At 69.1% G+C, this 12916-nt stretch carries 10 protein-coding genes; 4 read left to right on the top strand and 6 right to left on the bottom strand.

Annotated features, from left to right (window positions below; genetic code table 11):
- Positions 1–28 precede the first annotated feature (28 nt).
- Positions 29–910: a LysR family transcriptional regulator gene (locus PO605_RS00395; RefSeq protein WP_272205759.1), complete on the top strand. Its 882-nt coding sequence runs from the start codon at positions 29–31 to the stop codon at positions 908–910.
- Positions 911–1689: 779 nt separating this feature from the next.
- Here PO605_RS00395 and PO605_RS00390 read toward each other — a convergent pair.
- The gene (locus PO605_RS00390) at positions 1690–4224 is read right to left on the bottom strand and encodes an ABC transporter permease (protein WP_272206001.1); all 2535 of its coding nucleotides are present in this window, start codon (positions 4222–4224) and stop codon (positions 1690–1692) included.
- Between the two features lie 106 nt (positions 4225–4330).
- The gene (locus PO605_RS00385) at positions 4331–5551 is read right to left on the bottom strand and encodes a porin (protein ID WP_047473893.1); all 1221 of its coding nucleotides are present in this window, start codon (positions 5549–5551) and stop codon (positions 4331–4333) included.
- Positions 5552–5797: 246 nt separating this feature from the next.
- Here PO605_RS00385 and PO605_RS00380 point away from each other — a divergent pair, with 246 nt between their 5' ends.
- Genes PO605_RS00380 through PO605_RS00370 form a run of 3 tightly spaced genes read left to right on the top strand, consistent with a single transcriptional unit; the run spans position 5798 to position 8741 of the window.
- Positions 5798–6760 carry a tripartite tricarboxylate transporter substrate binding protein gene (locus tag PO605_RS00380; protein ID WP_047473892.1) on the top strand — a complete coding sequence of 321 codons (963 nt, stop codon included), beginning with the start codon at positions 5798–5800 and terminating at the stop codon, positions 6758–6760.
- Positions 6761–6780: 20 nt separating this feature from the next.
- Positions 6781–7626, top strand: a complete 846-nt coding sequence (locus tag PO605_RS00375; RefSeq protein WP_016450763.1) for a TauD/TfdA dioxygenase family protein — start codon at positions 6781–6783, stop codon at positions 7624–7626.
- 56 nt (positions 7627–7682) lie between these two features.
- On the top strand, positions 7683–8741 hold the full coding sequence (locus PO605_RS00370) for a 3-keto-5-aminohexanoate cleavage protein (protein WP_272205758.1): 1059 nt from the start codon (positions 7683–7685) through the stop codon (positions 8739–8741).
- 4 nt (positions 8742–8745) lie between these two features.
- Here the strand turns inward: PO605_RS00370 and PO605_RS00365 are convergent, their stop codons facing one another.
- The 4 genes from PO605_RS00365 to PO605_RS00350 are packed head-to-tail and all read right to left on the bottom strand — an operon-like array spanning position 8746 to position 12893.
- Positions 8746–9828 (bottom strand): AraC family transcriptional regulator, encoded by a 1083-nt coding sequence (locus tag PO605_RS00365; RefSeq protein ID WP_047473374.1) that lies wholly within the window; start codon positions 9826–9828, stop codon positions 8746–8748.
- Positions 9829–9840: 12 nt separating this feature from the next.
- Positions 9841–10812 (bottom strand): quinone oxidoreductase family protein, encoded by a 972-nt coding sequence (locus PO605_RS00360; RefSeq protein WP_013803808.1) that lies wholly within the window; start codon positions 10810–10812, stop codon positions 9841–9843.
- A 39-nt stretch (positions 10813–10851) separates the two neighbouring features.
- The gene (locus PO605_RS00355) at positions 10852–11820 is read right to left on the bottom strand and encodes a Bug family tripartite tricarboxylate transporter substrate binding protein (RefSeq protein WP_047473375.1); all 969 of its coding nucleotides are present in this window, start codon (positions 11818–11820) and stop codon (positions 10852–10854) included.
- Positions 11821–11834: 14 nt separating this feature from the next.
- Entirely contained in the window at positions 11835–12893 is a 1059-nt protein-coding gene (locus PO605_RS00350) for a 3-keto-5-aminohexanoate cleavage protein (protein ID WP_272205757.1), read from the bottom strand.
- Positions 12894–12916 lie beyond the last annotated feature (23 nt).

Here is a 12916-nt window from a genome sequence, read left to right as displayed (position 1 = left end):
CACTCCCAACCCCAGGTTGGCAATCGACATGGACAGCTTCAGCGGACTCGAATCCTTTGTGCGTGCAGCCGACCTGCTGAGCTTTGCCGAGGCCGGGCGCGCCCTGGGCATCTCGGCCTCGGCCGTAGGCAAGAACGTGGCGCGGCTGGAACAGCAACTGGGCCTGCGCCTGTTCCAGCGCACCACGCGCCAGGTGCGGCTCACACAGGAAGGCGCGCTGTTCCATGAGCGCTGCCGCCGCATCCTGGATGAACTGCACTATGCGCGCGCCACCATGCAGGCCGCCGCCGAGGCGCCGCGCGGACGGCTGCGCGTGAGCCTGCCCACCATCGGCTACCGCTTCCTGCTGCCTGTGCTGCCCGAGTTCCAGGCCCTGTACCCGGAGGTTGACCTGGACCTGGACTTCAACGACCACCTGGTGGACGTGGTCGAGGCCGGCCTGGACGTGGTCATCCGCAGTGGCGAACTGGCCGACTCGCGCCTGGTCGCGCGCCGGCTGGGGCCGTTCCGCTTCATCCTGGCCGGCTCGCCCGCCTACCTGGCGGCACGAGGCATACCGCAATCCCCCGCCGAACTGGCACAGCACAGCTGCCTGCGCTACCGCTTCCTGAGCAGCGGCAAGCTGGAGGAATGGGTGCTGCCCGGCATGCCGCCCCACCTGCCCGCCGCCCTGGTCTGCAACAACATGGAAGCCATGCTGGGCGCGGCCGTGGCGGGCATGGGGCTGGCCTATATGCCGGACTTCCTGGCGCGGGATGCACTGGGGCGTGGCGAACTGCAGCGGGTGCTGGCGGAGGACCTTACGCACACGGGGCAGTTTTCGGCGCTGTGGGCGTCGAGTCGGCAGTTGTCGCCTAAGGTGAGGGCGTTTGTGGATTTTGTGGGGGAGAGGCTGTTCAAGGAGTCTTGAACGGGGCCGTCCCCTGCTGTTGCTCGTTCTTGTCCCTGCTGTTGCTCGTTTCTGCCCCTGCCGGGTGGTTGTTTTTCGAGGCCGGGTCTCGGCCCGGCGGCCGACTGCCCTTTCTTGATTCGCCAAGAAAGGTCAGATCAAAGAAGGCGACCCGAATGTCCGCGACCCTCCGCTTCGCTGCGGGCAACCTGCGTCGTGGCGGTTGCGGGGTTCGCCGTGAAACTCTCTTCGCGCTGCGCGCTACGTTCAAACATCACGGCGAGTCAGATCACGAAGCAGTCCTGTCCTTCGGCAGGACTGCAACCCCGCAACCACCACGCCGCAGGCGCTGACATACGGGAAGTTGGTGCGGGCCTTCGCTTCGCTCGGCCCCTGGTTTGAAGCCGAACGCAGTGATGGCGCCGGCTGTTGGCTGTTGGCTGTTGGCTGTTGGCTGTTGGCTATCCCTCAGCCTCCCCCCTTCTGCCCACGCCTGCGTTGGGCGGGATGCGGGGTGGCAGCCCTGCCGAAGGACAGGGCTGCTTCGTCATCTGACTTGCCGCAGTTGTTTGAGCGAAGCGCGCCAGCGCGCAGCGAGTTCTGCGGCGCACCCCGCATCCCGACCAACGCAGGTCGCCCCGGAGCGCAGCGCAGGGGTCGTGGGCAGCGGGGCGCACTTCTTTGCCTCCTTTCTTGCTGCGCGGCAAGAAAGGAGGTCGGCCGCCGGGCCGAGACCCGGCCTCGAAAAACAACCACCCGGCAGGGTCAAAAAAGGGTGACCCGGGCAAAAAACCAAAGACCTACTCAGCCACCTGCCTCAACGTATCCATCACAGGCCTCCTCAACACCTCCCGCAACGCCCACCACCCCGCCATCCAGGCCAGCAAGGCCCCGGCAACGGCCCCCGCCAGCGGAGCCCACCAGGGCACGGTCCAGTTGAACTCGAACACCCAGCGCGCCAGGGCCCAGCCCACGGCACCGGCCGCGCAGCTGGCCAGGAAACCCGCCAGCAGGCCCACGCCCGCCAGCTCGGCGCGCTGCACCTGCGCCAGCAGCCGGGCCTGGGCACCGACGGCGCGCATGATGGCGTACTCGCGCGCGCGCTCCTCGCGCGTGGCGGTGACGGCGGCGAAGAGCACGACCAGGCCGGCTGCCAGGGTGAAGCCGAAGAGGAATTCCACCGCGCGTATCACCTGGTCCAGCACGCGCTGCACCTGGGCCAGCGTGGTGCTCAGGTCCACGTTGGTGATGTTGGGAAACTCGCGCACCAGGGCGTTGTCGAAGCCCGCCACGTCCGGCGCGCGGTAGGCGGCCAGGTAACTGACGGCCACGTCGTCCAGGTGGTCCACGGGATAGATCACGAAGAAGTTGGCCCGCATCGATCCCCAGTCCACCTTGCGCAGGCTGGTGATGCGCGCCTCGCTGGGCACGCCGCCCACGTCGAAGCCCAGCGTGTCGCCGAGCTTGAGGCCCAGGGTCTCGGCAATGCCGTCCTCCACGCTGATCTCGCCCTTGGCGCCAGGCGTCCAGGTGCCCGCCGTGATCAGGTTGTGTGCGGGCGCCTGCGCCGTGGTGGAGAGATTGAACTCCCGGTCCACCAGGCGCTTGGCACGGTCTTCGCTGAAGTCGTCGGGGCTGACCGGCTTGCCGTTGACGGTGACCAGACGCCCCCGGATCATGGGGAACCAGTCATAGGAGGTGACGCCAGCCTTGTCCAGCGCCGCGCGGAAACCTTCGGCCTGCTCGGGCTGCACGTTGATGACGAAGCGGTTGGGCGCATTGGCCGGCGTAGCCTGGCGCCAACTGCCGATGAGGTCGGTGCGCAGCAGCACCAGCAGCATGAGCGCCAGCAGCCCCACGGCCAGGCTGCTGATCTGCACCACGGCATAGGCGGGGCGCGCGGCGATCTGGCGCGTGGCCAGCACCAGCCAGCGCGGTGCCGTGCTTTCGTGCACCAGGCGGCGCAGCACCTGCACGGCCAGCCAGCCCAGGGCCGCGAACAGCAGCACGGCCACGGCAAAGCCGCCCACGGCGATCAGGCCCAGCTTGATGTCGCGGCTGGCCGCCAGCAGCAACGCCGCAAAGCCTGCCACGCCCACAGCCAGCACCACCACCGAGGCAGGCTTGAGCGCGCCCAGGTCGCGGCGCATGACGCGCAGCGGCGGCACGCGCGCCAGCTGCAGCACGGGCGGCAGGCCAAAGGCCAGCAGCAGGGTCAGCCCCATGCCCACGCCAAAGGCGGCAGGCCACAGGCCCGGTGCGGGCAAGGCGGTTTCCACCAGCCCGGCCAGCAGCAGCACGAAGACATGGTGGATGGCCCAGCCCAGCAGCACGCCCGCGGCGCTGGAGGCCAGGCCGACCAGCACGAACTCCACCGTGTAGGCGCCCGCGATGCGCCGCTGGCTCTGGCCCAGCACGCGCAGCATGGCCGAGGCGTCGAGGTGGCTGTTGGCAAAGCCGCGCGCAGCCAGGGCCACGGCCACGGCCGACAGCAGCGCCGCCAGCAGGGCGACCAGGCTCAGGAATTTCTCGGCGCGGTCCAGCGTCTGGCGCATCTCGGGGCGGCCGCTGTCCAGCGACTCCACGCGCACGCCATGCACGCCGGGCGCCTTGGCCTGCTGCTCGGCCCAGACGCGGTAGCGCTGCACGGCCGGCTCGGAGCCATCTCCCGCGCCGGCCACGGCCAGGCGGTAGGTGATGCGGCTGGCCGGCTGCACCAGGCCTGTGGCGGCAAGGTCGGCGGAGGCGATCATCACGCGCGGCGCAAAGTTCATGAAGCCCGCACCCCGGTCAGGCTCGATGGAGATGATGCGCGCCACGCGCAGTTGGGCGTCGCCCAGCAGCAGCATGTCCCCCACGCCTATGCCCAGCGACTCCAGCAGCGGCGCATCGACCCAGGCCTCGCCCCGCGCCGGTATCTCGCGCGTGGCTCGGTCGGCCGCGCCGGGGGCATCGGCCACGCGCAGGCTGCCGCGCAGCGGATAGCCTTCGGGCACGCTCTTGAGCGCCACCAGGCGGCTCATGCCGCCTTGCGCGTCGCTGGCGCGCGCCATGGTCGGGAAACTGGATGTCTCCAGGGCCTGCAGCCCTTCGGCGCGTGCGCGCTCGGCAAAGGCCGGCGCCATGGGGTTGTCGCCGACCACGACCACGTCGCCGCCCAGCAACTGGCGCGCATCGCGCTGCAGCCCCGCCTGCAGCCGGTCGGCAAAAAAGCCCACCGAACTGAGCGCGGCCACGGCCAGCATCACGGCGACGATCAACAGGCGCAACTCGCCCGCGCGCAGGTCGCGCCACAGGGTGCGCCAACCCAGGGTCCATGCAGAAGATCCATTCATGCCGCGCAGATTAGCGCAGGCGAAGATGGGCACCCGGGCGCCACGGCTATTGGCACGGCCGTTCAGAACGATTGGCACGGCCGTTCAGAACGATTGGCGCGGCCGTTCAGAACATCAGCCGCAGGCCCAGGTCCAGCCCGAGCGCGCCGGCCGGCTGCATGCCGCCCGTGGTCAGGTAGCCAGGCTGGGGCAGGATGGCCGGGTTGCTGACCACCAGCGGCGTCACGCCCATCACGCCCGGGTTGTTGCGCCCGTTGCCCACGCTGATGCGTGACACCGTGGCGTACAGCGCCGTGCGTTTGGACAGCGGGTGCACATAGCCCAGGGCGAGCTTGTTCACCGAGGAATCGCCGTCGGCCAGGCCCTGGCCATTCCTGAACTGCACACGTGCATAGGAGGCGCGCAGCGCCCCCTGGCCCACGGGGATGTTCACGCCGGCCAGCACGCCCAGGTAGCGGTCGTTGATCGCGGCCAGCGTGCCGGCGTCGCGCCGCTCGTTGCGCACGCCGGACCATTCGCCAAAAAGCTTGACGGGGCCGAAGTCATAGGAGCCGCCCAGGTTCAGCGAGCGGATCTTTTCCGCGCCGGCGCCCGAGGTGCCCAGGGTGTTCTCGCCATAGCCCAGCGCCACATCGGCCGCCCCCATGGCCCAGCCGATACGGGCACCCGCGTAGCGCCCCCGCTTCGAGCTGTTCTCGGGAAAGGCGTACATGGCTTGCCCGTAGACGCCGCCCAGGCCTGGCGGCAGGAAATAGCCGATGGAATTGCCTGCGCGCAGATAGGTGTCCGTGCCCGCCGACAGCCCGCCGCCCAGCAGGCCGCCCGTGGCCAGCGCGCGGGCGATAGCCAGGTTGCTGTTGACCACGGCGATCAGGTTGGTGCCCACGCCGTTGACGGTGAAGGGGTCGAAGGCCCAGTCGTTCAGAAACGAAGGCGTGTGGTCGCGCCCCATGCGCAGCTCGCCCAGGCGCCCGGACAGGCTGATGGTGGCGCGCCGCCCGAAGTTGAGCGCGCCGCCGCCCGTGTCATTGGCCACCGGCGCCTCCAGCCACAGGCCGGCCATGAGGCCGCCGCCCAGGTCCTCGCTGGCGCGCAGCCCGATGCGGCTGGCCAGATTGCCCGAAGGCGACAGCGCCCAGGTGCTTTGCCGCGCCGAGCGCGCGGGGCCCGTGTCCCAGGATTCGCTGCGCACGCTGTAGCGGCTGATGCCGGCGTCCATCACGCCGAACAGCGTGACCGAGGTGGGCGCCTGGACGGCGGCCGCGCCTGTCAGACACAGCAGGCCCAGCGCGTGCAGGCCGCAGGGATGGGGGTGAAGTCGGGGCATGGAGGTCTCCTGTTCATCGTGGGGCTGGCGCGGTCCTGCGCCACGAATCGACTCTAGGAAAGCCATCGCGCTGCTTCTTGGCAGTTCATGCCAACGGCTTTGCAATTCACGACATGCGCGGGTTGCCCTGCTCAGGGTTGCCATGGATTTGTCCCAACAAGGCAAATGCCTGTCCCCCAATGGCAAGTCCCGGGAAAGCGGGCTTTCGATACTGGATGCCATAACACGGAACAAGGAGACACGGACATGAGACTGCCCCACGCCATCACCACGCTGCTCGCGGGCTGCGCCATCGCCATCGCCGGCACGGCCTGGAGCCGCCAGCCGCTCAGGCTTATCGTGCCCGCACCGCCGGGCGGCACCATGGACATCGTGGCGCGCGTCGTGGGCCAGCAGCTCGCGTCTGAAACAGGCCAGGCCGTGGTGATAGACAACCGCCCGGGCGCGGGCGGCCTGCTGGGCATGCAGACCCTGCTGCAGGCGCCCGCCGATGGACAGACGCTGCTGGTGGGCGCAAGCAACCTGCTGGCCGAGATCCCCCATGTGATCAAGATGCCGTTCGATCCGCTCAAGGACCTGGTGCCCCTGGCCTCGCTGGCCCGCTCGGGCGTGGTGCTGGTGGCCGGGGCCAGCCAGCCCGCCCAGGACATGCAGGAGCTGCTCGCGCAGCTCAAGGCACGCAAAGGCCAGACCAGCTTTGCCAGCTACAGCCCCGGCACCGTGTCGCACTACGCCGGCCTGATCCTCAGCGACAAGGCGGGCCTGGACCTGCAGCACGTGGGCTACGCGGGCTCGCCGCCGGCCGTGCAGGCCCTGCTGGGCGGCCAGGTGGACGTCATGTTCGACGGCATGCTGACCTCGGTGCCCCTGATCAGGGCCGGCAAGCTGCGTGCCTACGCGTTCTCCGGCCCCCGGCGTTCGCGCCACCTGCTCCAGGTGCCGACCACCGCCGAACTCGGCTACCCCGAGCTGCAGTTTCGCGGCTGGGTGGGCCTGATCGCGCCGGCCCGCCTGCCGCCCGAAACCATGGAACGCCTGCGCGCCGCCATCGGGAAAGCGGCCAGCGCGCCGGCCGTGCAGCAAAAGCTCTCCGACGTGGGGCTGGAGCCCGAGGTGCTCACCGACACCGCCGCACTGCAGCGCGAGACACGCCAGATGTCCGAGCGCAACGCCGGCATCGTGAAGAAATACCAGATCACCGCGAACTGACTTCCAGGGAAATACCGACCATGCAGATCCGACAGATCACCCCCGCCATCGGCGCCGAAATCTCCGGCATCCATCTCGGCGATGCCGCACGCGACGCCGCACTGTTCGCGGACATCCGCGCCGCGCTGCTGACCCATCGCGTGCTGTTCTTCCGGGACCAGGACATCACGCGCGCCGAACATGTGGCCTTTGCCAGCCGCTTCGGCCCATTGGAGGACCATCCCGTGGCAGGCAGCGATCCCGAGCACCCTGGCCTGGTGCGCATCTACCGCAGCGACGATCCGCACAGCTACGAAAACACCTGGCACTGCGATGGCCTGTGGCGCCCCAACCCGGCCATGGGCGCGGTGCTGCGCTGCATAGAGTGCCCGCCGATCGGCGGCGACACCATCTGGGTCAACATGGTCAAGGCCTACGAGGAGCTGCCCGAGAGCATCAAGCGCAGCATCGACGGCCTGCGCGCCAAGGCCGGCATAGAGCACACCTTCGGCGCCGTGATGGCGCCCGAGGCGCGCGCGCGGCTGGCCAGCGAGCACCCGCCCGTGGAGCATCCCGTGGTGCGCACCCACCCCGAGACCGGCGAGAAGCTGCTGTTCGTGGGCGCGGGCTTCAGCACCCACTTCGTCAACTACAGCACGCCCGAGAACGTGCGCCACGGCATAGACAAGGCGCCCGGCGCCGCGCTGCTGATGAACTACCTGATCAGCCGCGCCACGATTCCCGAATACCAGGTGCGCTGGTCCTGGAAGCCCGGCGACGTGGCCGTCTGGGACAACCGCAGCACCCAGCACTACGCGCTCAACGACTACTACCCGGCGCCCCGCCGCATGGAGCGCGCGGGCATCGTCGGCGACATCCCGCGCTGAGGCCCTGCACAGACTCTTTCCACACCCACCCCCACCCCCACCCACCGGAGCGTCCCATGAATTTTCTCGACGGCCACCTGTTCCCCGAAAACCAGCAGCCCCTGATCATCACGGCGGCACCCTATGCGCCGGGCTGGCTGCCCGGCGATTTCCCCGAAGACATTCCCGTGACCATGGACGAGCAGATCCAGAAGGCCGTGGACTGCTACAACGCCGGCGCCACCGTGCTGCACCTGCATGTGCGCGAGCTCGACGGCAAAGGCAGCAAGCGCCTGTCCAAGTTCAACGAGCTGATCGCCGGCGTGCGTGCGCGCGTGCCCGAGATGATCATCCAGGTGGGCGGATCGATCAGCTTTGCGCCGGAGACCGAAGGCGCGGCCGCCAAGTGGCTGTCCGATGACACGCGCCACATGCTGGCCGAGCTGGAACCCGTGCCCGACCAGGTCACGGTGACCGTCAATACCTCGCAGATGAACGTGACGGAGCAGGCCGAGGACGCGGACTTCAGGGGCACCTCGCGCGAGAAGCCCGCCATCTTCGACGCCTACAAGGAGATGACCGTGCCCGCCCAGCCCGGCTGGGCCGAGGAGCACATCCGGCGCCTGTCCGCCGCCGGCATCCAGAGCGCCTTCCAGTGCTACAACATCAACAGCTTCGAGTCCGTGGAGCGGCTCATGCGCCGCGGCATCTACAAGGGCCCGCTGGTGATGAACTGGGTGGCGATCGGCGGCGGCATGGACGCGCCCAGCATCTACAGCCTGGCCAATTTCGTGCGCGCCGTGCCCGACGGCGCCGTGCTCACCGTGGAAAGCAATGTCCGCAACGTGCTGCCCGTGAACATGATGGGCATCGCCATGGGCCTGCACGTGCGCTGCGGCACCGAGGACTGCCTGTGGAACCAGTCGCGCAGCGCCAAGGCCAGCACGGTCTCCCAGATCGAGCAGCTGGTGCGCATCGCGCGCGAGTTCGGCCGCCCCATCGCCACGGCGCAACAGGCGCGCGCCATCAGCAAGATTGGCGTGTTCTACGACACCCCCGAAGAGACATTGGCGGCCAACGGCTTCGCGCCCAACCGCAACGGCGGCAACCAGGGATTTCTGCGCAAGACCGCCTGACGCACTAGGCCTCGCCAATCCGTCCCTGCCCCCGCCTGCGCCAGTCCGAGACGCTGGCGCCGAAAGCGGCCCGGAACCAGTGGCAAAAGCCGCTGGGCGCGGCAAACCCCAGCAGGCCCGCCACCTCGCCCAGGGGCTGGCCACCGTCTTGCAGATGGCGCAGCACCAGTTCCCTGCGGAGGGTGTCGAGCAGTGCCGAGAAAGTCTGCCCCTCCGCAAGCAGGCGGCGGTGCAGCGTGCGGCGGTCCATTCCCAGGTGGCGTGCCACCTGCTGGGCCGTGCAGCGGCCGCCCGGCAGCAATGCAATGATCAGCTCCCTGCAGGCCGCCTGCATGCCTTCGCCCCGGCTGCGCAGCGCCTGCTCCAGATGGCTTCGCGCAAAGCGCGCAACGCCCGAGCCCTGCGCCTGGCCGCATTCGCGCAGCAGTTGCAGATCCGCCAGGCGGCAGACCATGCCGTTGAAAGGCTGGTCAAACAAAGGGGTCACGCCGAAGAAGGCACGGTGGGCCGATGCATCGGCCGGTGCGCGGTGTACGAAGCTGACCTGCTGCGGGCGCCACTGGGCACCGATCAGCTCGCGCAGCACGCGAAACATCACGCCCACCGCCAGCTCCATGGACTGGCGCATGGCCATGCCCGCGATGGGCACCAGGTCCTGGCGCACCAGCACCCCGGAGCCCGCGTCCTCGATGCGTACGAACATGCCCGCACTCAGCAGCTTGAGGTAGCGGCACAGCGTGTCCAGCGCCTGGCGCGGCGTGGGCTCTTGCTGCAGCACAAGGCTGATGGGGCCCAGGTGGGACAGGCTGCGCCGCGCCGCCAGGCGCAGCGCGAAATCCTGCGTGCCCGTGGTGCGCGCGGCCACCTCCAGCAGCTCGCGCACGGCATGGATGGGAATCAGCGTCTCCGGGTCGTCGAGCAGGCGCGCCGACAGTCCCGCCGAGCGCACAAGGACGGCGGGATCATGGCCCAGGCTTTTCACCAGGTCGGCATAGCCATGCAGGCTGGCACTGCGGATCAGGCCGCAGGTGACGGGCCTGCGGCCTGCGGCCACGGTGCCGATGGCAGGGAGCGCAGGGGTCTGCATGGCAGGTCCATTTCAGGGAATCAGCACCGTCGCGCCCGTGGTGCGGCGCGACTCCAGCGCCCGGTGCGCCTGGGCCGCATCGGCCAGCGCAAAGCTTTGCTGGGGCTCGCTGGCGATGCGCCCGGCCAGCACATGGTCGAACAGCTCTCGCGCCATCTCCAGCATGTGGGCGCGCGGCTGGATGTAGTGCACCATCGCGGGCCGCGTCATCCAGATCGATCCCTTGGAGGCCAGCAACTGGGAGTCCACCACCACCGAGCCCGACGAGGTGCCGTTGCTGATCAGCCGGCCGCGCGGCTGCAGGCAGTCCAGCGAATCCATGAGCGTGTCCTTGCCCACCGAGTCATAGACCACGGGCACGCCCTTGCCGCCCGTGATCTCCATCACGCGAGCGACGGTGTTCTCGCGCGAGGTCACGATGACGTGGGCGCAGCCGTTGGCGCGCGCGGCGGCGGCCTTCTCGTCGGTGCTCACCGTGCCGATCATGGTCACGCCCAGGGCACGCGCCCACTGGCAGGCGATCAGCCCCACGCCGCCGGCCGCCGCGTGGTAGAGGATGGTTTCGCCCCCCTGCAGCGGATGGACCTGGCGGAACAGGTACTGCGCCGTCATGCCCTTCATCATCAGCGTGGCCGCCGTGCGGTCGCTGATGCCGTCGGGCAGCGGGATCAGCACCTCGGCCGGCATCACGCGCACATCGCTGTAGGCGCCCTGCGGGCCCATCAGGTAGCCCACGCGGTCGCCGGGCCGCACTTCGGTCACGCCCTCCCCCACGGCCTCGACCACGCCCACGGCGTCCGAGCCCAGGCCGTTGGGCAGGGCCAGCGGATAGCGGCCCGTGCGGAAATAGATGTCGATGAAGTTGACGGCGATGAAGCTGTGGCGCACGCGCGCCTGGCCGGGTCCCGGCGCGCCGGCCTCGGCATGCTCCAGCCTGAGCACCTCGGGGCCGCCGGTGGTATGAAAGCGTATGGCCTTTGCCATGGAGTCTCCTTGTGTAGCGCCTGGGTGGGGCGCCCTGCATCAGTTGAGCCGGATGTCGAAGTTCCGGACGATCTCGGCATTGCGGTCGAACTCGGCGCGCAGGTCGGTGGACATCTGCTCCAGCGAGCGATCGCCTTCGACGGGCTCGAAGCCCGTGCCCGCATAGCGTTCGCGCACGGCCTTGCGGGCGTTGACCCGGGCCAGCGTGCCGTGGATCTTCTCCAGCAGAGGGCGCGGCGTCTGCGCCGAGGCGAACACGCCGCTCCAGTTGCTGAAATCCACCTCGGGGTAGCCCAGCTCGGCCAGCGTGGGCACCTGCGGGTAGTCAGGCAGCCGGCTCTTGTAGGCCACGGCCAGCAGCCTGACCTTGCCGCCCGCGATCAGCGGCTTGGAGGTGACCGATCCGTCGAACATCAGCGGGATCTGGTTGCCCATGACCTGGGCCAGCGCGGGCGCCGAGCCCGGGAAGGCCACATGCTCCATGTCCAGGTGGGCCCTTCTGTTGAGGATGGCGCCCGCGTACTGCGAGGCCGTGCCCTGGCTGTACGAGGCGAACGACAGCGTGCCCGGGTGGGCCTTCACGTAGGCGATGGCCTCGGCCCCGTCGCGCGCGGGAAACTGCGGCGAGGCGATGAACAGCATCACCGAGCGCGCCATCTGCGCCACGGGCCGCACGTCCTTCATGGGGTCGAAGCCGACCTTGAGCACATGGGGCACCTCGGTGAGGATGTTGGTCACCGTCACCAGCAGCGTGCTGCCGTCGGCCGGCTGGGACAGCATGTGCTTGACGGCGATGGCGCCACCGGCGCCGGGCCGGTTCTCGACGATGACGGGCTGGCGTATCTCCTGCGCCAATTGGTCGCTGATGATGCGCGCGAACACATCGATGGTGCCGCCGGGCGGCGCCGGCACGATGAGCCGGACCGGCTTGTCGCCGAAGGCGTGGGCGCCACCGGCCAGCAGCGAGGCGGCCAGGGCGATGGCCGTCCAGGGGGGCATGCGTTGCATCATGGGCTCCCGGTTCAGGCGGCCTTGCGCAGAAATCCCTGCTGGGCGCCGTTGCGGTTGGGTGCGAAGCCATTGGCCGCCAGCGTCTCGTCCACGGTGCCGTAGAACTGGCCGATCCGGCAGATCTCCCGCGCCTGCTGCGCCGTGGCGATGGGGCGGCCGAACTCGCCTGCGATGCGCACCAGCTGCTCGATCTGCGCCACCGTGCCCATCTTGGCCGTGCGGCGCTGGTTCCAGAGGTTGTCCTCGGTACCGCAGCGCACATGCAGGCCCATGGCAATGCCCATCATGTTCACGGGCAGCACGTTGAGCACCGAGCTTTCCACCGTGAGCACGGCGCCGTCGGGCACGGCACGCACGAAGTTGGCCAGGCTGTAGATGCTGGGCGCGTCCATGCCGCCGCCAATCGCCACCCAGTTCATCACCAGCGGGCCCTTGTAGATGCCGCGGCGCATGAGCCGCTCCACGGACTCGAAGCTGTTGATGTTGTAGCACTGGAAGGCGCTCTGGATGCCGGCGGCGGACAGGCGCCGGATGTGCTCCTCGGCCCAGCCGGGCTGGGCGGGCACGGTCATCTCCCTGTAGGCATTGAAGACGGCCGGGTCTTCCATGGAGGTGCCGCGTATGTCGCGCGCATCGAACTGCTCCAGGAAATTCATCTGCGAGGTATTGATGGTCACCGTGACCTGGTCGGGCACGGGCTGCAGCTCGGCCAGCATGTGGCGCGTGTCGTCGGACAGCCACTTGGCGGCCGCGCCGTCCGTCTCGGGAGCAAAGCTGATCGATCCGCCCACCTGGATGATCATCTCGGGCACGCGCGCACGCACGCCGGCGATCAGCGTGTTGAATTGGGACAGGCGCTTGCTGCCTTTGCCGTCCAGCTCGCGCACATGCAGGTGCAGCACGGTGGCGCCGGCGTTGTAGCAGTCCACGGCCTTCTGGATCTGCTCGTCCATGGTCACGGCGATCTCGCCGGGAAAGTCCGAGGGCAGCCACGAGGGCGCATAGGGCGCGGCCGTGATGATCAGAGGCTGCTGGTTTTCGGGGAACAGGTGGCCGTCGAGAAAATTCATGGCATGTCTCCTTGTGTCGTGAT

The organism is Delftia sp. DT-2, from assembly GCF_028401915.1.
Taxonomy (GTDB): Bacteria; Pseudomonadota; Gammaproteobacteria; order Burkholderiales; family Burkholderiaceae_C; genus Comamonas; species Comamonas tsuruhatensis.
Note: the sequence above shows the minus strand (reverse complement) of the source record. Positions and strands in the feature narration are given on the sequence as shown.

Bases quoted from the DNA above. Each gene is read 5' to 3' on its own strand.
- PO605_RS00395 (WP_272205759.1), top strand. From the start codon at position 29: ATGGACAGCTTCAGCGGACTCGAATCCTTTGTGCGTGCAGCCGACCTG.
- PO605_RS00390 (WP_272206001.1), bottom strand. From the start codon at position 4,224: ATGAATGGATCTTCTGCATGGACCCTGGGTTGGCGCACCCTGTGGCGC.
- PO605_RS00385 (WP_047473893.1), bottom strand. From the start codon at position 5,551: ATGCCCCGACTTCACCCCCATCCCTGCGGCCTGCACGCGCTGGGCCTG.
- PO605_RS00380 (WP_047473892.1), top strand. From the start codon at position 5,798: ATGAGACTGCCCCACGCCATCACCACGCTGCTCGCGGGCTGCGCCATC.
- PO605_RS00375 (WP_016450763.1), top strand. From the start codon at position 6,781: ATGCAGATCCGACAGATCACCCCCGCCATCGGCGCCGAAATCTCCGGC.
- PO605_RS00370 (WP_272205758.1), top strand. From the start codon at position 7,683: ATGAATTTTCTCGACGGCCACCTGTTCCCCGAAAACCAGCAGCCCCTG.
- PO605_RS00365 (WP_047473374.1), bottom strand. From the start codon at position 9,828: ATGCAGACCCCTGCGCTCCCTGCCATCGGCACCGTGGCCGCAGGCCGC.
- PO605_RS00360 (WP_013803808.1), bottom strand. From the start codon at position 10,812: ATGGCAAAGGCCATACGCTTTCATACCACCGGCGGCCCCGAGGTGCTC.
- PO605_RS00355 (WP_047473375.1), bottom strand. From the start codon at position 11,820: ATGCAACGCATGCCCCCCTGGACGGCCATCGCCCTGGCCGCCTCGCTG.
- PO605_RS00350 (WP_272205757.1), bottom strand. From the start codon at position 12,893: ATGAATTTTCTCGACGGCCACCTGTTCCCCGAAAACCAGCAGCCTCTG.